Genomic DNA, 19435 nt, shown 5'->3' on the forward strand with positions numbered 1-19435 from the left:
GCGGGCCGCGGGTCCGCGTGGCCCCGGGGGATGACTAGCCTGGTACCGGCACAGAACAGGCCCGCCCGAAGGAGCGAGTGACGTGGACGTGGAGCGACCCGGCAAGGACGTCCTGCGGTGAGGACCGCCCTCGTCATCGGAACCGGCCTGATGGGGACCTCCGCCGCCCTCGCCCTCACCGAACGCGGCGTCGAGGTGCACCTCGCCGACCTCGACGAGTCCGCGGCCAGGACCGCCGCGGCCCTCGGCGCGGGCACCGCCGGCGTGCCGGACGAGCCCGTCGACCTGGTGGTCGTCGCCGTGCCCCCGGCCCACGTCGCCACCACCCTCGCCGACGCGCTGCGCCGCGGCCTCGGCCGCGGCTACCTCGACGTGGCCAGCGTCAAGGGCGGTCCGCGCCGCGACCTGGAGGCGCTCGGCTGCGAGCTCGGCCGCTACATCGGCACCCACCCCATGGCCGGGCGCGAACGCTCGGGCCCGCTCGCCGCCACCGCCGACCTGTTCGAGGGGCGGCCGTGGGTGCTCACCCCGACCGCCGCCACCGACACCGAGGTGCTCAACCTGGCGCTGGAACTGGTCGCGCTGTGCCGCGCGGTGCCCGTCGTCATGGACGCCGACGCCCACGACCGCGCGGTCGCCCTGGTCTCGCACACCCCCCAGCTCGTCTCCAGCATGGTCGCCGCCCGCCTGGAGCACGCCGAGGACAGCGCCGTGCGGCTGTGCGGGCAGGGCATCCTCGACGTCACCAGGATCGCCGGCTCGGAACCCGCGATGTGGATGGACATCCTCACCGCCAACCCCGGCCCGGTCGCCGACGTGCTGGCCGATCTGGCCACCGACCTCGCCGAGACCGTCACCGCGCTGCGCGCCCTGCAGTCCGCCGACGACGGCAAGCGGGCCGGCGGCGCGGCCGGCATCGAGGACATCCTGCGCCGCGGCAACGCGGGCCGCGCGAAGGTCCCCGGCAAGCACGGCGCCGCCCCCAAGGCCTACGAGATCGTGGCGGTGCTCATCGGCGACCAGCCCGGCGAGCTGGCCCGGCTCTTCGCCGACGCCGGCCGGGCCGGGGTCAACATCGAGGACGTCCGCATCGAGCACTCCACCGGACAGCAGGCGGGTCTGGTGAACCTCATGGTCGAGCCGCGCAGCGCGCCCACCCTCACGGCGGCGCTGCGCGAGCGCGGCTGGTCCCTGCGGCAGTAGGCGCGCGCCGGCGGTCCTGCGGCCTTTCCGGAGCCCGCGCACCCCGCAGCGAACCGTCCGCCGCCCCCGCGCCGGCCCGCACCGAGCCCGCACGGACCGTCGCGACGACCCCGCCCGGCCTTCGCGCCGGCCCCGCGAGCTGCGGGGCGGCGTAGGGAGGACGCGGGGGCCGGTAACCTTGGGGGACGGCCGTGGGTGTCCCCGGGCCGCCCGCGCATCCCCCCGTGTACGAGGAAGGTCCCTCCGCTGTGGTCAATACGGTCAACCCGGTGATCGTCGCCATCGACGGCCCCTCCGGCACGGGCAAGTCCAGCACGTCCCGGGCGGTCGCCGAGAAGCTGGGCCTGCGCTACCTGGACACGGGTGCGCAGTACCGCGCGATCACCTGGTGGATGCTGAGCAACGGCGTCGACGTCAACGACCCCGTCGCCGTCGCGGACCAGGCGGGCAAGCCCTCCATCGTCTCCGGCACCGACCCGCTCGCCCCGGCGATCACCGTGGACGGCATCGACGCCGGCGCCCCGATCCGCACCCAGGAGGTCACCGCCGCGGTCAGCGCCGTCAGCGCGGTCCCCGAGGTGCGCACGCGCATGGTGGAGCTGCAGCGCGCCGCGGTCTCCGGAGCGCCCGAGGGCATAGTCGTCGAGGGCCGCGACATCGGCACCACCGTCCTGCCCGACGCCACCGTCAAGATCTTCCTCACCGCCTCCGCCGAGGCCCGCGCCGCCCGCCGCAGCGGTGAGCTGAACGGCGCGGTCACCGTCGCCGCCACCCGCGCCGACCTCATCCGGCGCGACACCGCCGACTCCAGCCGCACGACCTCCCCGCTGGCCAAGGCCGCGGACGCGGTCGAGGTGGACACCACGGAGCTCACCCTCACGCAGGTCATCGAGTGCATCGTGACGCTGGTCGAGGAGAAGCGGACCGGCTCGTGACCTTCCGCTCCCAGCACTCGCCGACGGCCGGGCAGGCCGGGCGGACGCCCGACGCCGGGCCCCCGCACGACCCCCGGCGGTCCCGCTCCGCCCGCGCGGCGGTGCCCGCCCAGCACGCCGACGTGGCCCCGGGCCCGCGCGGCGCCGCGTTCGCGCGCCGGCTGGCGGTCCCCCTGATGGGCGGGCTGTGGCGGACACGGGTGCTCGGCGCGTGGCACGTCCCGGCGCAGGGCCCGGTCATCCTGGCCGGCAACCACAGCCACTACGTCGACGGCCCGCTGCTCGTGGGCACCACCCCGCGTCCCGTGCACTTCCTGGTGAAGAAGCAGGTGTTCGCCGGACCGCTCGACCCGTTCCTGCGGTCGATCGGCCAGATCGCCATCGACCGGGACAACGCCGACCGGACCGCCATAACGGCCGCGCTCGGCGTGCTGGAGCGCGGCGGCGTGCTCGGCATCTTCCCCGAGGGCACCCGCAGCGGCGGCGACTTCGCCGAACTGCGCGCGGGCCTGGCCTACTTCGCGCTGCGCTCCGGCGCTCCCGTCGTCCCGGCCGCGGTGCTCGGCAGTGCCCGCAAGGGCCGGATCGTGCGCCCGCTGCCGCCGCTGCGCGGACGGGTGGACATCGTCTTCGGTGAGCCGTTCACCGCGGGCGACGGCAGCGGACGCCGCACCCGCAGCGCCCTGGACGCCGCCACCCGGCAGATCCAGGAACGGCTGACCGACCACCTGGCCGAGGCCCGGCGGGCCACCGGCCGCTGAACCACCGCTGCCGCCGCCCGGGCGCGGCGGCACCACCGACTTGTCGATCGACGGAGAGACCTCATGGACCAGCATGACGAGCACGGCGACATCGGCGCGCTCGGCGACGCCGAATACGCCGAGTTCATGGAGCTCGCCGCCGAGGAGGGCTTCGACCTCGAGGATGTCGCCGACGACCTCGCCGCGGCGGGCCACGGCCCGCTGCCGGTGCTGGCGGTCGTCGGCCGCCCCAATGTCGGCAAGTCGACTCTGGTGAACCGGATCATCGGCCGCCGTGAGGCGGTCGTCGAGGACCGCCCCGGCGTCACCCGCGACCGCGTGTCGTACGAGGCGAACTGGAACGGCCGGCGGTTCAAGATCGTCGACACCGGCGGCTGGGAGCAGGACGTCCTGGGCATCGACGCCTCGGTCGCCGCACAGGCCGAGTTCGCGATCGAGGCCGCCGACGCGGTGGTGTTCGTGGTGGACTCCACCGTCGGCGCCACCGACACCGACGAGGCCGTCGTGAAGCTGCTGCGCCGGGCCGGCAAGCCGGTGGTGCTGGCGGCCAACAAGGTCGACGGCCCGTCCGGCGAGGCCGACGCGGCCGCGCTGTGGAACCTGGGCCTCGGCGAGCCCTTCCCGGTCTCCTCGCTGCACGGCCGCGGCACCGGCGACCTGCTGGACGCCATCATGGAGGCGCTGCCCGAGGCGCCCGAGCTGACCTTCGGCAACACCGTCGGCGGCCCCCGCCGCATCGCCCTCATCGGCCGGCCGAATGTCGGCAAGTCGTCGCTGCTGAACAAGGTCGCCAACGAGGACCGGGTCGTCGTCAACGAGATGGCCGGCACCACCCGCGACCCGGTCGACGAGCTGATCGAACTCGGCGGCATCACCTGGAAGTTCATCGACACCGCGGGCATCCGCCGCCGCGTCCACCTCACCGAGGGCGCGGACTACTACGCGTCGCTGCGCACCGCTGCCGCGCTGGAGAAGGCCGAGGTCGCGGTGATCCTGATCGACGCCAGCGAGACGCTGGCCGAGCAGGACACCCGGATCATCTCGATGGCGGTCGAGGCCGGCCGCGCCGTCGTCATCGCCTACAACAAGTGGGACCTGCTCGACGAGGAGCGCCGCTACTACCTGGAGCGCGAGATCGAGCGCGACCTCGTCCAGGTGCAGTGGGCGCCGCGGGTGAACGTCTCGGCCCGGACCGGGCGGCACATGGAGAAGCTGGTGCCGGCCGTCGAGGCCGCACTCGCCGGCTGGGAGACCCGGGTGCCCACCGGGCGGCTGAACGCCTTCCTCGGCGAGCTGGTCGCCGCCCACCCGCACCCGATCCGCGGCGGCAAGCAGCCCCGCATCCTCTTCGGCACCCAGGCGGGCACCAAGCCGCCCCGGTTCGTGCTGTTCGCCTCCGGCTTCCTGGAGGCCGGCTACCGGCGGTTCATCGAGCGCCGGCTGCGCGAGGAGTTCGGCTTCGAGGGCACGCCGATCCAGGTGTCCGTGCGCGTGCGGGAGAAGCGCGGCCGCAAGAAGTAGCGGAATTGGAGGGGTCGGCCGGGCCGGACGGGCAGCCGGTCAGAAGTGCGGCCGGCCGTCCACGGGCCGGCCGCGGGGTGTGGACGGCGGGCGCTACGCCGGCCGGTTGCCCGTGTCGTTGCGGCCCGGCGGCAGCGCGGCCGGTCCCGCGCCGCGGTGCCGGCCGCCCGCGCCCAGCGGCGGGTACTGCGCGTGCCAGGCCGCGAAGCCGCGGAACTGCAACTGCTCCTCCCCGCTGCGGTCGCCCGGGAGGGTACGGAACAGCCGGCGGTACTCGGAGTAGAGCGCGTCGTAGATCGGTGTGCCACTGCCTCCCGCGACGTCCTGCGACGTGCGCATGGCCGGGATCGAGCGCTGGAACGGGGACCGGGGAGAGGCGTCAAAGGTGTGCACGTTAACGCCAACGACGGGACGTGCCGCGGGATGCGGGCCGCACGGCTGAATTGCCGATCTTTGACTTCGTCAAACCTGCGCCGGCGCACCGAGGGGCGCGCACGGTCATCCGTGCGCGCCCCTCGGTGCTGCCGATCGCCGGACGGCCGCCGGCGGCTCATGGTGTCCTCGCCGGTCAGGTGCCCGCGAGCGGCATCGTCGCGGCCACCAACTGCCCCCGCGCGCACGCCTTCGCGAGCGCCTCACGCATCAGGTCCTCGCGCGGCTGACGGCCGACCGAACCGGCCGGGCCCGCGTACACGTAGACCTCGTTGCTGCGGTTGACCGCGGCCCGCCAGCCGTCGCTGACCTGGAGCGGCTGGTGCGCCTGCCACCAGGCGGTCGCCGGGCCGCTGCCCGCCCCCGGCTGCAGCACCGCGTGCAGCTTGCCCATCGCCAGCAGCACCGACCAGCCCGGCAGCGCGGAGGGCGCCACCTCCAGGTCCAGCTGCGGCATGAAGCCCTGTTCGATCAGCAGCGGCAGGAAGTCGTCCCCGCCGCCGACGGCGCCGACCCGGGCCACCGGACCGGTCGGCTCCACCACCAGCGCGGGCCGCAGCTGCTCCTCGACCACGATCAGGCCGCAGGTGATCCCCAGCACCGCCTGCCGGGGCGCGGACGCGGTGCCGCGGTCGGCCGGGACCGGCGGCGCGGCGGCCGGCGCGCTGTTCGCCGCGGCCACGTCGCCCGCGCCGGAGATGCTGCGGACGGCGCCCTGGAGCTGCTCCTCGGAGACCGGGACGACCTGGGAGGGGATGCAGGTCGCGTGCGCGAACGCCAGGACCGCGGTCTCGTCGCCCACGAAGAGCACGGTGCTGGTCCGCTCCTGCCCGGTGTCACCGGGAGTGCGGCACGAGGTGCAGTCGTAGGTGCCCGGCGCGTTCTCACCGGTGAGGAGCCGCGTGGTCTCCTCGTCGCCGATCTCGGCTCGTACCTCGTCACTCACGTCGAGCATGGGCGCCACGGGAGTCTCCTTGGAAGTGCGGTGCTGCGGTCGCGATGGGGGCCCGGTGGGTCCGGGCGCCGGGCATGTCCCGGCGCACTGTGACAACGGCCGGTCTGTGCCGGGAGTCACGGTTTGCGGCGGTCCGGATTGCCCGCCGCGGGGTGTGGGCCACCCGGGTGGGGCGCGCGCGGCGCGGTGACGTGTCGGCCGGGAAACGGGGTGGGGGTGTGCTTAGCGTGGCCCGATGATCGAACTGTCGAAATATCGTGAGATTCGTTCGTCACGGCGGGCCAGTGGCGCCGCCCTGGGCGGCGTCCGCGCCGCCACCGCCCTGGCCGCCCTGGGCGCGACCGCCCTGTGGCCGTTGGTCACGGAGACGGCGAGCGCGGCGCCTCCTGAACGCCAAGCCGCCGCGCCGCCCGCGCGATCCGCCCAGGCCGGGCCGCTTCTGGCGGGCCCGGCCACACCCGGCACCAGTCACCCGGGCGCCATGGCGCCCGGCGGCACGCTGTCCGGATCCCTGCGGACGGGCAGCGCGCAGGCAGGAATTCCGCAGGCGGGCAGCGCGCCGTCCGGAACCACGACCACGGGTGCGCAGGCCGGCACCGGCCCCGCCGCAGCTCACCAGGGCGGCTTCCCTCAGGGCCGCCTCCACCAGGGCGGCCTCCATCAGGGCGGTGCGCAGGAGGCGGGCGCCCAGCAGGGCGGCGCTCCGCAGGCGGGCGGGAAGGAGGGCGGCCCTAAGTCCTCCGGCGCCGGGAAGGCCGGGCCGATGAGGTCCGGCGCGAAATCCGGTGCGAAGTCCGGCGCGAGGAAGGCCCGTGCCGGGAAGTCCCGGAGCGGGAAGTCCGGGAAGTCCGCGGCCCGCAGGGCGGGGAGGGGCTCCGCGCAGGCTGTGGCCGTAGGACCGCCCGCCGCCGTCAGCCCGGCGGTCGCGGCCAGTCCGGCCGCCACCGCGCCCGGATCGGTCTGGGACGACATCGCGCAGTGCGAGAGCAGCGGCAACTGGCACATCAACAGCGGCAACGGCTTCTACGGCGGCCTGCAGTTCTACCAGCCCACATGGAAGTCGTACGGCGGCGGCCGGTACGCCCGCCGCGCCGACCTCGCCAGCCGCGTCGAGCAGATCACCGTGGCCCAGAAGGTGCTGCGCAACCAGGGCTGGAACGCCTGGCCGGTGTGCTCCCACCGGGCCGGCCACAAGGGCCGGGTCCACGCGCAGGGAGGCGCCCGGCACACCGTCGCGCGCGGTGAGACCCTGTCGAGCATCGCGTCGGCCTACCACCTGCCCGGCGGGTGGTCGCGGCTCTACCGGTGCAACCAGGCGGCCGTGGGCGCCGATCCCGACCGCCTCGCCGTCGGGACCGTACTCACCCTGCCCTGACTCCCACGGGGTCGGCACGCCCGCGGAACCGCGGTGTTGCTAGGGTCGGCGGACACCCCGCCGGCCCCCGGCGCCGCGGTTCCGCGGGCGCGTGCGGGCACCAGGGCGGGGGTCGGGACACCACATGCGCATCGCATTCCTCATCAACAACGCCTACGGCCTCGGCGGCACGATCCGCACCACCTGCAACCTCGCCGGACAGCTCGCCGCCGACGGCCACGACGTGCAGGTCGTCTCGGTCATCCAGGACCGGGACCGGCCGTACTTCACGTACGACCCGCGGGTGCGGCTGCGCGGCCTGGCCGATCTGCGGCGCGACAGCGAGCACAGCGTCCTGGACGACCCGCGGCGCTCCCGCCCGTCCGCGATCTTCCCGTCCTCCGACCGCCGCCACGCGATGTACAGCGCGCTGACCGACGACCTCATCGGCAAGGCCCTGGCGGACCTCGACACGGACGTGGTGGTGGGCACCCGGCCCGGACTCAACATCCACCTGGCCCAGCAGGCCCCCCGGCGCCTGGTCCGCGTCGCCCAGGAGCACCTCACCCTCGACACCCACTCCACGCGCCTGGTGCTGGCGCTGCGCCGCGCCTATCCGGGCCTGGACGCGGTCACCACGACCACCGAGGCGGACGCGGCCGTCTACCGCCGCCGGATGCCCGGCGTGCGGGTGACCGCCGTGCCCAACAGCGTGCCGCCGTACGCGGGCCCGCCGGCCGACTGCACGGCGCCCGTGGTCGTCGCGGCCGGCCGGCTCGCCGAGGCCAAGCGGTACGACGACCTCATCCGGGCCTTCGCCGTGGTCTGCGCGGCCCGGCCCGACTGGAGCCTGCGGCTCTACGGCAGCGGTGAGAAGCGGGACAGCCTGGCCGCGCTCATCGCCGAACTGGGCGTTGGCAAGAACGTCGCACTGATGGGAGCGGCCACCCCGCTGGAGCCGCAGTTCGCCAAGGCTTCGATGCTCGCGGTCACCTCCACCACCGAGTCCTTCGGCATGACGATCGTGGAGGCCATGCGGGTCGGGCTGCCGGTCGTCGCCACGGACTGCCCGCTGGGACCGCGGGAGATCGTGCGCGACGGGGTCAACGGGCTGCTGGTGCCGCCCCGGGACGTCGACGCCATCGCCGCCGCGCTGCTCTCCCTCGTCGAGGACGACGAGCGGCGCCGGGCCATGGGCCGCGCCGCCCACGCGTCGTCGGAGGCCTACGACCCGGCCCGCATCGCCGACCGGCACCTCCGGCTGTTCCAGGAGTTGCTGGACGGGCGGGCCAAGCCGGCCCACCGGGCCCGCGCGGGGCTGCGGGCCGGTGCGGCCCGCACGGTGGGCGCCGCGCTGTCCGCCGCGGACGCGGCGGGGGCCGCGGCCCGCAAGGGCCGGCGGATGGCGGGCCGGGCGTAGGCACGGGTCCGGGGCCGTTCGTCCTGCTCCTGCCGGCCGGGGCGTCGGCCCGGTGTGGACCCGCCCGCAGCCCCGTGCGGCCTTGGCCGGTTGCCCTGCGTCGGCACGTATGTCGGTTCGGTCCGCACCCCGGACCGTCCCTCGTGATGCGTCGCGCCCTTCTACCCGCGCTCACGGCGAATATGCGATGAAGCTGTGCGGGACTTGTGTGCATCCGGAATTAGGTGACCGGTGAGTATTCGCGCGCACCGCGGGCCGAACGCGCTTACGGTGGCGGTATGTCGGAGCGAGCGAGCTTTCCAGGGAACAATCCGTCCGACGACCTGGACGCATATCCGGGTCTCGAACAGGACGAAGCGGAACGCCGCGCGAGGGAGCGCGGCTGGACCACGGTGCGCAGCCTGCCGCCGGACGCCGTGGTGACGATGGAGTACGTCGTGGGCCGCCTCAACTTCACGGTGGCCGACGGCCGGGTGCGGCGCTGCTGGCTCGGCTGAGCCGGGACCGGAGCGCGAAGGAGCCCCGGAGCGCGAAGGAGCCCCGGACCGCGGTCGGTCCGGGGCTCGTCGGGTTCGTGCGCGCTCGCGGGGCTCAGCCGGCGACGCCGCGCCCGCGCACCTGCTGGTGCACCAGCGGCGGCGCCGGGCGGACCGGGCGGTCACCGGGTGGGCGGCGGCTGCCTCCCGGGGTGAGCGGGGTGCGGTCGTGGCGGCCGATCGGCGGACGGCCCGGCACATGCGGTGCGGACGTGGAACCGGAGGGCGCGGCCGGGGCGCCGCGGGTGCCCGCGCCGACGGTCTGCCGGCTCGGCTCGCCCTCCTGTGCGGTACGCGCGGTGGTCACGGCCGGCTGGAGGGCCGGCACGACCTGCGGCACCCGCGAACGGTGGCGCATGCGTTCCCACCCGGCACTGATCGCTTCCTCGGCGCGGGCCATCGCCGGTTCGAACCAGGGCAGGGCGAGCAGGATCAGCAACCCGGCGGCCCAGCCCAGCAGAACGTCGCTGACCCAGTGCGTGCCGAGGTACACGGTGGTGGCGCCGACGCCGAGCGCGAGCAGCGCGCTGATGACGGAGCCGATCCGCCGCGCCCGCTCGGTCCTGGCCAGATAGGCCAGAACACCCCAGGTCACGACGGCGTTGGCGGTGTGGCCCGACGGAAATATATCGCCGCCGGCGAACATCTCTGCGGAGCCGACGGTCGTCGCGTAGTGCGGACCGAGCCGGCCGAGGCCGTACTTCACGGCCCCCACGGTGATGTTGAGGAGCAGCAGGGAACTGCCGAGGACGAGCAGCGGGTGCAGGGTGCGGTGGCGCCAGGAGCGCCAGCCCAGCCACGCGAGCACCATCACCGCGGTCGGGCCCCGCTGGCCGAGAACCACGAAATAGTCCAGGAATGCGTGGATTTGCGGCCATTGCTTGTATGGCCGCCAGAGCATGACCTGCCAGTCGAGCGTCACCAGTTTGGAGGTGGTGAGAACGCCCACGACGATCGCGACGTACACGGCGACGGTGAGCCAGAACAGCCATACGCGTGTTCGGCTCATCCGCGGCAGTCCGCTCACGGCAGGGCGCTCCTCCACGCGGTGGAGCCTCTCATCGGTACGCACTCAATCGACGTTACAGCGTGTGACGGCATGGAACGGCAGAATCGGCGGCTTTGTAATGACGATGTGATGTGGAGTGCGTCTCACCACCCCTTTGGGTTCGGCCGATTGGCGGGAATGCGAACCACCCTTGGAGTTTATGTTCGGGTGTTGATACTCACACTGTCGTCTTCTTATTTATCGCTTATTTCCCTCTCCTTTCTGTGGGGTTTCCCGCCCGGTATGCCCGCGGGGGAGGCCCTGGGGCGCCCGCCGGCGGGGCCGTCGAGCGTGAGCCGGGCCACGGACGGCCCCGCGGGACTCACGTACTCTGGCGTCTCATCGAGCGCGGAGGTAGGGCCTATGACGCGGCAGGTCAACCGGTGGACCATCCTGCTGGTCCTCTGTGTCAGCCTGCTGATCGTCGCGCTCGACGCGACCGTGCTGCACGTGGCGGTGCCCGCCCTCACCGAGGACCTGCGGCCAGGAGCGCAGCAGTTGCTGTGGATCGTGGACGCCTATCCGCTGGTCGCCGCCTCGCTGCTGATCCTCTTCGGAACCCTCGGCGACCGGATCGGCCGCCGCCGGGTGCTGCTCATGGGCTACGGCCTGTTCGCCGCCGCCTCAGGGCTCGCGGCGTTCGCGCCCGACCCCCAGGTGCTGATCGGCGCACGGGCGCTGCTCGGCGCCGGCGGTGCGATGATCATGCCCGCCACGCTCTCGATCCTGCGTCAGGTCTTCCCCGACCGGCGCGAGCGGGCGACGGCGATCGGCATCTGGAGCGCGGTCGCGGCGGTCGGCGCCGCGGTCGGGCCCGTCCTCGGCGGCTTCCTCGTCGAGCACTTCTGGTGGGGCTCGGTCTTCCTCGTCAACATCCCGCTGATGGCCGTGATGCTCGTCGTCGCCCGGGTGCTCCTGCCCGAGTCGCGCGGCGGCGCCGACGGCCCGTGGGACGTCACCGGCGCGCTGGCCGCGGCCCTCGGCGTCTTCGGCTGCGTGTTCGGCGTCAAGCGGCTCGGCGGCGGAGCCGGGGCGCTGGACGCCATGGTGTGGCTGCCGCTGCTGGCCGGGGCCGCGCTGCTGGTGTGGTTCGTCCGGCGCCAGCGCCGCCGTCCGCATCCGCTGCTGGACGTGCGGATGTTCGCCAACGCGGCCTTCTCCACCTCGGTGGCCTGCATCGTGGTGGCCATGCTTGCGCTGGTCGGCCTGGAACTCATCGCCGTCCAGTACCTGCAACTGGTTCTGGGGCTCAGTCCGTTCCAGACCGGGCTGCGGCTGCTGCCCCTGACCTTCGCGGCCATGGCCGCCGGTCTCGCCGGATCCCGGCTGCTGCGCCGCTACGGGCCGCGGCGCATGGTCTCCGCCGGGTTCGTGCTGACCGCACTGGCGGTGCTGTCGCTGACCGCCATGGGCCAGCGGGACCGGCCAGGGCTGCTCACCACCGCCTTCGTGCTGCTGGGCTTCGGCCTGGAGACCACCCTGTTCGGGGCCTACGAGTCCATGCTCAACGAGGCCCCCGCGCGGCGGGCCGGCAGCGCCGCGGCCATCGGCGAGACCTCGTACCAACTCGGCGCCGGCATGGGGATCGCCCTGCTCGGCAGTGTGATGAACGCCGCCTACACCCCCTCGGCCGCCGGTGTCGGCAGCGCCGACCGCGCGGCGGCCGACCGGTCCCTGGGCGAGGCGTACACCGTCGCGGACCGGATAGGCGGCGCACCGGGCGCGGCGCTCCGGCACGCGGCCCGGCAGTCGTTCGTCTCCGGACTCCACCTCACGCTGGTGGTCAGCGCCGCGCTGCTGCTCGCCGGCGCGTGCGCCGCGCTGCGCCTGCCGCGGGTCATGGTGTGCGTGCCGTGCGAGGATACGCAGGAGACGGCGGCCCCGGCCGCACTGCCCCGCCCGGCGCTGCGGGAGGCCGCGCCCGCCGGCCGCTCTGGACGCGCGGGGGACTGAGCCGTAACGTCGGCCCCGAGCCGTCGACTACCACCGCTAGTTTTCCTGGTCCGGAGGTCCGCCATGTCCGCACCCCACGCCGCCAGGGCGCCGTTCGACCCGCACGACCCGCTGGGCGTCGACGACCTGCTGAGCCCCGAGGACCGCGCGGTGCGCGACACCGTGCGCGACTGGGCCAGGGACCGCGTCCTGCCGCACGTCGCCGACTGGTACGAGCGCGGCGAACTGCCGGTCATCCGGGAACTCGCCCGCGAACTCGGCGCGATCGGGGCGCTGGGCATGCCGCTGACCGGGTACGGCTGCGCCGGGGCGAGCGCCGTCCAGTACGGCCTGGCCTGCCTGGAACTCGAGGCCGCCGACTCCGGGATCCGCTCGATGGTCTCGGTGCAGGGCTCCCTCGCGATGTACGCCATCCACCGCTACGGCTCGGAGGAGCAGCGCCAGGAGTGGCTGCCGCGGATGGCCGCCGGCGAGGTGATCGGCTGCTTCGGCCTGACCGAGCCCGACCACGGCTCCGACCCGGCGAGCATGCGCACCTACGCCAAGCGCGACAACGGCGACTGGGTGCTCAACGGACGCAAGATGTGGATCACCAACGGCAGCGTCGCGGGCGTGGCCGTGGTGTGGGCGCAGACCGAGGAGGGCGTCCGCGGCTTCGCCGTGCCGACCGGCACCCCCGGGTTCTCCGCCCCCGAGATCCACCACAAGTGGAGCCTGCGGGCCTCCGTCACCAGCGAGCTCGTGATGGACGACGTGCGGCTGCCCGGCGACGCCCTGCTGCCGGGCGCCACCGGACTCGGCGGCCCGCTCAGCTGCCTCAACCACGCCCGGTACGGCATCGTGTGGGGGGCGATGGGCGCCGCCCGGTCCTGCTTCGAGGCGGCCCTGGACTACGCCAGGAGCCGAGAGCAGTTCGGCCGGCCGATCGCGGGCTTCCAGCTCACGCAGGCCAAGCTCGCCGACATGGCCGTCGAGCTGCACAAGGGGATCCTGCTCGCCCACCACCTCGGGCGGCGGATGGACGCCGGCAGCCTGCGGCCGGAGCAGGTCAGCTTCGGGAAGCTCAACAACGTGCGCGAGGCGATCGAGATCTGCCGCACCGCCCGCACGATCCTGGGCGCCAACGGGATCTCGCTGGAGTACCCGGTGATGCGGCACGCGACCAACCTGGAGTCCGTGCTGACGTACGAGGGGACGGTCGAGATGCACCAGCTCGTGCTGGGGAAGGCCCTCACCGGGATCGACGCATTTCGGGGGTGAGGCCGCCGCTGCGGGTGGGGGCCGTTCGGTGGGTGGTCCTGCTTCCGCGAGCGGGGCCGGTTCACCGGTGAGGGCCGGCCGGTCACCGGCCCGCGCTCCCGTCGCCCGGGGTTGTGGCTTCGGGCGGGTGGCGAGATCGTGTGGGGCGCCGCTGCCGGTGCCGTCTGCTGGAGGACCTCCGTGACCGAACCCGCCCCCGCGTCGCTGCCCGCCCCGCCCTACTACGCCGTGGTGTTCACCGCCGTGCGCACCGCAGGGGACAACGGCTACACGGAGACCGACGAGCGGCTGATGGAACTTGCCGCCGAGCAGCCGGGCTTCCTCGGCGTGGACGCCGCCCGGGGCGCGAACGGCCTGGGGGTCACGGTGTCGTACTGGAGGGACGAGGAGGCGATCGCCGCCTGGCGCGACCATGCTGAGCACACCCTGGCCCGCGCGTACGGCCGCGAGCACTGGTACACCTCGTACTCGCTGCACGTGGCCAAGGTCGAGCGTGCCCACGGCTTCACGCGCCCGGCGGACCCGGAGTCCGGCGCCGGCCGCGATCAGGCGTCGGTGCCCTCGTAGGCCACGAGTGCGGCCTCACGCATCGCGAACAGGCGGCGGAGCGAGGCCTGGTCCACCTGCTCCTGCGTCAAGGTGACGCTGGCCTCGCCCTCCAGGGCGGCCCACGCCCGGCGAGCCCGCTTGTGGCCTACGCGCCGCGAGTCGCTGCGCAGGAAGCCGGCGCCGGCCGCCAGTCCCGCGGAGGCCAGTGCGAGCAGCGCCGCGGGAGTACGGGCGTCAGCGGTGGCCAGGCCCGCGGCGCCGGACACCCCGGCGAGGAGGGCGGCGGGGAAGCCCAGAATGATGTCGGCGAACGCCCAGAACGCGGCTCTCCGGTCGGCGAGGTGCGTCTTGTGCCGAGCCTCGTCGCGCAGCCGCTCCACCTCGTCGAGCAGACGACTCGCCGGGCCCAGGGCCAGCGCACTCAACGAGGCCGTTCCGATTCCCTCACCGCCATCGGTCATGCCCAGAGTTCAGCACAACCAGCGCTCGTTGCACCCGACTTGGACCGCCTCACCTCGGCGCCCCCGGTGCGGCAGACCCAGCAGGCCCACCGACGACAACCGCCCCCGCGCAGGTCAGCGCAGGGGCGGTGAGGGGGGAGGCTGGTGGATCGTCACGGGCATCAGTTCTGGTTGAAGAAGCCGTCGCCGCCACGGTGGACGTCGCCGTTCATGACGGAGTAGTCGGCCGGGGTCAGCAGGAACACCCGGTTCGCGACGCGCTCGATCGAGCCGCGCAGACCGAAGGTGAGACCCGCGGCGAAGTCGACGACGCGCTTGGCGTCGGCGGACTCCATGCCGGTGAGGTTGACGATCACCGGCACACCTTCGCGGAAGAGCTCCCCGATACCGCGCGCGTCCCGGAAGCCGTCCGGGGTCACCGTGGCGATGCGGCGGCCCTGCTCCTCCGCCGACTCCGTGGCGACGCGCACCCGCGGGTCGGTCACCCACGTGTCCGCGCGCTCGGAGCCCTGGCCGTAGTCGGCGTACTCCTCGTCGTAGTAGCCCTCGCCGCCGTTGTCGTCGACGAGGCCCAGCCAGGCACTCGCCCGTCGAACCGAACCCATGGACGCCTCCTCTCTCACGCGGTCGTACCGTCCGCAGTCCTATCGTCATCCATAATGTGGGCGATGCGCCAAGCGGATAGCCGCCGAGCGAGCGACTTGTGACGGTACTGGCACACACGATAGTGGCGTACCGTCAGGCCGACACAGGGTTAAGAGAGCTGACGATCCGATGGGAACGCTCTCCACTTCCGGGTGATTTACACGGCCGTACGGCCGTACGCCCTCGCCACCCTCCTCCCGCCCCTCCGGCTCCGGTGACCTGCCCCCGAAGCGGCACCTCACACCTACGCGATGCACGAACACCTGGTCAGAAGGTGCGAGAGCGGCCGCCATCGGGCGGATCGGACCTGCCGGCATGCGCAGAGCCCCTCCCGCACGCCGCTTCCACCGCGCACCCCGTGCTCCGTAGTCCGGGTAAGCCGCCGCGTGGACACCGGCGCTCATCGCGGTGTCCGGGGCGGGGCGTGACTACGCCCGGCCGCGGTCCGGCTGCCGCCTGATCGTCCGTCAGAACGTCACTCGTTCGTGCGCCGGACGGGCGACCGCACTGGGCCGCTAGCATGACCGGCGGTCATGTCGTCATGAACGACCGTCGTATCAGTCGTACCGCGGCCGGCAGGGATGACCGGCCCGCCGGGGGGACTGCACGACGCCGGGCACAACGGGGGAGCGGTACATGTTCGGGATCATCAGGCCGTGCCGGCACCGCATGTCCGAGGGGATGGCCGCCTCGTGGCTGGCCCACCTCTGCGGGCTGTGCCTGGCGCTGAGGGACGGCCACGGGCAGTTCGCGCGGGTCGCGACCAACTACGACGGCCTGGTCGTCTCGGTGCTGACCGAGGCGCAGTCGGCACCCGCGGACAGCCGGCGCCGCAAGGCCGGGCCCTGTCCGCTGCGCGGAATGCGCACCGCTCCGGTCGCCACGGGCGAGGGGGCACGGCTGGCCGCCGCGGTCTCGCTCGTGCTGGCCTCGGCGAAGGTCCGCGACCACGTCGACGACGCGGACGGCGCGTTCGCCCGCCGTCCGGTCGCCGCCGCGGCCCGCGGCGTCGCCCGCCGGTGGGACCGGGCCGGCACCCGGGGTGGCGGCGATCTGGGTTTCGACACCGCGGTGCTCCTCGACGCGGTGGGACGGCAGGGCGCGGTGGAGGCGGCCGCCGGACCGGGCACCCCGCTGCTCGCCGTCACCGAGCCGACCGAGACCGCGACCGCCGCGGCCTTCGCGCACACCGCGGTGCTCGCCGGGCGCCCGGCCAACCGCGCCCCGCTGGAGGAGGCAGGGCGGCTGTTCGGGCGCCTTGCGCATCTGCTGGACGCCGTGGAGGACCTGGCCGAGGACACCCGCACAGGCGCGTGGAACCCGCTCGCCGCGACCGGTGCGGGACTGCCTGAGGCCCGGCGGCTGTGCGACGACGCCCTGCACGGCATACGCCTGGCGCTGAAGGACGTCGAGTTCGCGAACAGCGCGTCCGGACGGCTGGCCCACATGCTGCTCGTCCATGAGCTGGGGCGGTCGGTGGACCGGGCGTTCGGGACCGGAGGCTGCGCGCATCAGGCGGGTGCGCCGGATGACGGGGGTGCGCGGGGCGGCCAGGATCCGCAGGGCGTGCGGGGGTTGCTCGGGGTGCTGGGCCCGGACGGCGCTTCGGGGAACCCGTTCGGAGGGAACCCCCACGCCGGGAATCCGTACGGACCTGGGCAGAGCCCGTACGGACCTGGGCAGAGCCCCTACGCGCCCGGGCCCGCCAACCCGTACGCGCCCGGTGGCCCGGGTGGACCGGGCAACTTCCCGCCGCCCGAACCGCCGCGCCGGCGCGGCCTGCTGGCCGGGTGCCTGGTGTACACCGGCATGTGCTGCACCTGCCAGTTGTGCTGCCGCGAGCACGATGACGCGTGGAGCGGCCAGCGGCGTGAGTCGTGGTGCGGCAAGTGCGGCGACTGCTGCGATTGCTGTGACGGGTGCGAGATCTGTGAGTGCTGCGAATGTTGCGAGTGCTGCGATTGCGGTTGCTGAGGTCCGGGCGTTCCGGGGTGGCGGGCGGGCTGCTTGAAGCGGATGGGCGGGGCAAGCGAGGGGTGGCCGTGCGGGCTGCTCGGGCCGGGTGGGGCTGAGGGAAGTGTGCCGCGGGTGTGGCCGTGGCACGGCGGAGCTTGTGTGAAGGCGGGGGTTCGCGCTGGCCCGATGTGCCGGGCCGCGAACGGGTGCGGGGGCTCGCTGGTCAGCGGCGACAACACGACGACGACCACACCCGACCGAAGTCGATGTGGCCGCGGATGACCAGCCGGCAGCTGCGCATGCGGACAGTGCAGCAGCCGCCTCCGGTATCCGTCAACCGCGGCGAGACGCGGTGTCCACACCTCGGACAACCTTTGACAGCCCGCGAAGGCGTCGGCATAGCCTCGTTCAAGGCCCCTTGAGGGCGGCTGTGTTGAGGGACACGGCGTTCGTGTGAAGGCACCCACTACCGATTCCGCATGTCACGGAGCCTTCGCATGCCCGCAGAACCGACATCCGCGTTTCCCTCCCTTCCGTTTGTCCCCGCACAGCCCGTGCCACGGCGGCCCGTCCGCACGTTGCACCTGGCGGCCGCGATCGACTGCCCTGGGGAGCCGCCGGCCACCACCCCCACCGAGCTGGCCCGGCTCGCCGAGCGCGGCGCGCTGGACTTCGTGACGCTGGGCGGCAATGGCCCGCCCGACGCGGTTGAGGCGCTGGCCCCCGTCGCGCGGGCGACGGACCGCATCGGGCTGCTGGCCGTGGCCAGCGCGGGAACGCGGCCGGGCACGGCGGTGGACGTCGCCGCGCTGGACCAGGCGAGTCGCGGTCGCGCGGGATGGGCGGTCGTCGCTCCGGCCGGCGCGATGACGGTGGCGGGCGGTGCCGACAGGACCGGGGGAGGACGGGTCCGGTTCACCCGCGCGGCTGACCGGGGTGAGGGAGGCGGCGGAAGGACCTGGGCCGCCGGATCGGCCGAGGCCGAGATCGCCGCCGCGGTGCGGATCTGGGAGAGCCTGCGGGAGGCCGGGGCGAGCCCGCCGGACTGCCGGCCCGTCCTCGCACTCGACGCCAGCGCGCCCACCGCCCGTCGTACGGCCGCCGGTTTCGCCGACCTCGCCTTCGTGCAGGCGGTTACGCCGGAAGAGGCTCACCGGGCGCGGGACGACCTGCGGACACTGGCCGCGCGGGCGGGGCGCGATGCCGATCGTCTGCTGGTGTTCGCCGACCTCGCGGTCGACCTGGGGAGTGGCGAACTCGGCCAGGAACCGGGCACCGCACCCGTGCCGGTGGCGGACGGCGCGGCCGGTCCGCTGTTCTGCGGCGGGCCGGTCGACCTGGCCGACCTCGTGGCGCAGTGGCACGGCTCGGGTGCGGTGGACGGATTCCGCATCCGGCCGGTGGAGCCCACGCGGGACCTGGAGCGGTTCGTCAATGGGACGGTGGCGCTGCTCCAGCACCGCGGTCTGTTCCGCACCTTCCACCCGGGCGCGACGCTGCGCGAACACCTCGGGCTGCACCGCCCGCCGCGCGGGCCCGTGGCGCCCGTTCCGACAGCCGGTCTGATACCCGGTCCGACCGGCCCACACCCCTCGTCCGAGGCATATGGAAGGCTTGGCTCATGAGCACACAAGCGGTTGAGCAGGCGGTTTACGACTGGCAGCAGTGGCGGGAGGGTCGCCGGGAGCGTGTCTCGGCGCCGCACGGACCGCTGGCACTGGTCGGCACCTACTGGCTGGACGACGTGACGGACGGGGTGATTCCCGGACTCGCCGGCCACTGGTCCCAGCAGGGCGGCGCCGTCGTCCGCGACCTGGACGGCGCGGCCACGGTCCTGCGACCGGACAACGACCCGCTGCTCCTGCCGGACGGCCGCAAGCTGCTGGCGATCGATCGTGAAGGGCTGCTCGCGGTCCGGGTCTGGGACCCCGAGTCCCCGGCGCGGAAGACCTTCGCCGGTATCGACGCCTTCGCCTGGGACGGCCGTTGGGTGGTGCCCGCGGAGTTCACGCCGTTCGAGGCCGCCCGCTCGGTGCAGGTGCCCAACGCCGACGGCCGCGAACGCGGTCTCGGCCTCGCGGGCGAGCTCACCTTCACCGCGGGGGGCGTCACCCACACCCTCGCCGTCGCGGTCGAGGACGGCGGCCGGCTGTGGGCGGTGCTCGCCGACGCCACCAGTGGGACGACCAGCTTCCGGTTCCGCTTCCTGTACACCGAGGCGCCGGCGGCCGACGGCACGCTGACCGTGGATCTCAACCGGACGCAACTGCCGCCGTGCGCCTTCGCGGACGCGTTCATCTGCCCGTTCCCGCCGCCGGGCAACACCCTGCCCTACGCGCTCGAAGCGGGGGAGCGCGCACTTCTCACCAGCTGAGACGCCGTCACTTCGGCCTGCCCCGGCGGTTCCAGGACCGCCGGGGCACGTTTGTGCGCCGATTACCGGACG

Annotated in this window: 18 protein-coding genes; 13 read left to right on the plus strand and 5 right to left on the minus strand. The window is 74.0% G+C overall.

The window, feature by feature from the left end:
* Positions 1 to 117: 117 nt before the first annotated feature.
* From K7862_RS12980 to der, 4 genes are all read left to right on the plus strand, one after another.
* Positions 118 to 1203 carry a prephenate dehydrogenase gene (locus K7862_RS12980; protein ID WP_222962684.1) on the plus strand — a complete coding sequence of 362 codons (1086 nt, stop codon included), beginning with the start codon at positions 118 to 120 and terminating at the stop codon, positions 1201 to 1203.
* A 248-nt stretch (positions 1204 to 1451) separates the two neighbouring features.
* Entirely contained in the window at positions 1452 to 2138 is a 687-nt protein-coding gene (gene cmk, locus K7862_RS12985; RefSeq protein WP_308011960.1) for a (d)CMP kinase, read from the plus strand.
* Between the two features lie 176 nt (positions 2139 to 2314).
* Positions 2315 to 2899, plus strand: coding sequence for a lysophospholipid acyltransferase family protein (locus K7862_RS12990; RefSeq protein WP_222962763.1), 585 nt, complete (start codon positions 2315 to 2317; stop codon positions 2897 to 2899).
* Between the two features lie 63 nt (positions 2900 to 2962).
* Positions 2963 to 4420, plus strand: coding sequence for a ribosome biogenesis GTPase Der (gene der, locus K7862_RS12995; protein ID WP_222962685.1), 1458 nt, complete (start codon positions 2963 to 2965; stop codon positions 4418 to 4420).
* Positions 4421 to 4513: 93 nt separating this feature from the next.
* On the opposite strand, the gene K7862_RS13000 is transcribed toward der, so the two are convergent.
* Entirely contained in the window at positions 4514 to 4759 is a 246-nt protein-coding gene (locus K7862_RS13000) for a hypothetical protein (protein WP_222962686.1), read from the minus strand.
* Between the two features lie 229 nt (positions 4760 to 4988).
* Positions 4989 to 5816 carry a DUF8842 C-terminal domain-containing protein gene (locus K7862_RS13005; RefSeq protein ID WP_222962687.1) on the minus strand — a complete coding sequence of 276 codons (828 nt, stop codon included), beginning with the start codon at positions 5814 to 5816 and terminating at the stop codon, positions 4989 to 4991.
* Positions 5817 to 6042: 226 nt separating this feature from the next.
* Between K7862_RS13005 and K7862_RS38130 the strand changes: the two genes are divergently transcribed.
* The 3 genes from K7862_RS38130 to K7862_RS13020 all read left to right on the plus strand — a co-directional run bounded on the left by K7862_RS38130 (position 6043) and on the right by K7862_RS13020 (position 9078).
* A complete protein-coding gene (locus K7862_RS38130) occupies positions 6043 to 7182 on the plus strand; it encodes a LysM peptidoglycan-binding domain-containing protein (protein WP_272493227.1) in 1140 nt (379 codons plus the stop codon).
* 124 nt (positions 7183 to 7306) lie between these two features.
* On the plus strand, positions 7307 to 8581 hold the full coding sequence (locus K7862_RS13015) for a glycosyltransferase family 4 protein (RefSeq protein ID WP_222962688.1): 1275 nt from the start codon (positions 7307 to 7309) through the stop codon (positions 8579 to 8581).
* A gap of 278 nt (positions 8582 to 8859) precedes the next feature.
* Positions 8860 to 9078 carry a proteinase inhibitor I78 gene (locus tag K7862_RS13020; RefSeq protein ID WP_222962689.1) on the plus strand — a complete coding sequence of 73 codons (219 nt, stop codon included), beginning with the start codon at positions 8860 to 8862 and terminating at the stop codon, positions 9076 to 9078.
* 94 nt (positions 9079 to 9172) lie between these two features.
* On the opposite strand, the gene K7862_RS13025 is transcribed toward K7862_RS13020, so the two are convergent.
* Complete coding sequence (locus K7862_RS13025; RefSeq protein ID WP_308011961.1) at positions 9173 to 10189, minus strand: phosphatase PAP2 family protein; 1017 nt, start codon at positions 10187 to 10189, stop codon at positions 9173 to 9175.
* A gap of 339 nt (positions 10190 to 10528) precedes the next feature.
* Between K7862_RS13025 and K7862_RS13030 the strand changes: the two genes are divergently transcribed.
* The 3 genes from K7862_RS13030 to K7862_RS13040 all read left to right on the plus strand — a co-directional run bounded on the left by K7862_RS13030 (position 10529) and on the right by K7862_RS13040 (position 13945).
* Positions 10529 to 12118: an MFS transporter gene (locus tag K7862_RS13030; protein WP_222962690.1), complete on the plus strand. Its 1590-nt coding sequence runs from the start codon at positions 10529 to 10531 to the stop codon at positions 12116 to 12118.
* A 63-nt stretch (positions 12119 to 12181) separates the two neighbouring features.
* On the plus strand, positions 12182 to 13378 hold the full coding sequence (locus tag K7862_RS13035) for an acyl-CoA dehydrogenase family protein (RefSeq protein ID WP_222962691.1): 1197 nt from the start codon (positions 12182 to 12184) through the stop codon (positions 13376 to 13378).
* Positions 13379 to 13558: 180 nt separating this feature from the next.
* Positions 13559 to 13945 (plus strand): antibiotic biosynthesis monooxygenase family protein, encoded by a 387-nt coding sequence (locus tag K7862_RS13040; RefSeq protein ID WP_222962692.1) that lies wholly within the window; start codon positions 13559 to 13561, stop codon positions 13943 to 13945.
* Here K7862_RS13040 and K7862_RS13045 read toward each other — a convergent pair.
* Both K7862_RS13045 and K7862_RS13050 read right to left on the minus strand, forming a co-directional pair.
* Positions 13924 to 14388: a hypothetical protein gene (locus K7862_RS13045; protein ID WP_222962693.1), complete on the minus strand. Its 465-nt coding sequence runs from the start codon at positions 14386 to 14388 to the stop codon at positions 13924 to 13926. The genes K7862_RS13040 and K7862_RS13045 overlap by 22 nt on opposite strands.
* A 161-nt stretch (positions 14389 to 14549) precedes the next feature.
* Positions 14550 to 14993 carry a cell division protein SepF gene (locus tag K7862_RS13050; protein WP_222962694.1) on the minus strand — a complete coding sequence of 148 codons (444 nt, stop codon included), beginning with the start codon at positions 14991 to 14993 and terminating at the stop codon, positions 14550 to 14552.
* Between the two features lie 676 nt (positions 14994 to 15669).
* On the opposite strand from K7862_RS13050, the gene K7862_RS13055 reads away from it, so the two are divergent.
* The 3 genes from K7862_RS13055 (at position 15670) to K7862_RS13065 (ending at position 19363) form a co-directional block, all read left to right on the plus strand.
* The gene (locus K7862_RS13055; protein ID WP_222962695.1) at positions 15670 to 17007 is read left to right on the plus strand and encodes a DUF5685 family protein; all 1338 of its coding nucleotides are present in this window, start codon (positions 15670 to 15672) and stop codon (positions 17005 to 17007) included.
* 560 nt (positions 17008 to 17567) lie between these two features.
* Positions 17568 to 18614 (plus strand): LLM class flavin-dependent oxidoreductase, encoded by a 1047-nt coding sequence (locus K7862_RS13060; protein WP_262413055.1) that lies wholly within the window; start codon positions 17568 to 17570, stop codon positions 18612 to 18614.
* Positions 18611 to 19363: a DUF1684 domain-containing protein gene (locus tag K7862_RS13065; RefSeq protein ID WP_222962697.1), complete on the plus strand. Its 753-nt coding sequence runs from the start codon at positions 18611 to 18613 to the stop codon at positions 19361 to 19363. Before K7862_RS13060 ends, K7862_RS13065 begins: the two co-directional genes overlap by 4 nt.
* Positions 19364 to 19435 lie beyond the last annotated feature (72 nt).

The organism is Actinacidiphila acidipaludis (assembly GCF_019890725.1).
Classification (GTDB): Bacteria; Actinomycetota; Actinomycetes; order Streptomycetales; family Streptomycetaceae; genus Actinacidiphila; species Actinacidiphila acidipaludis.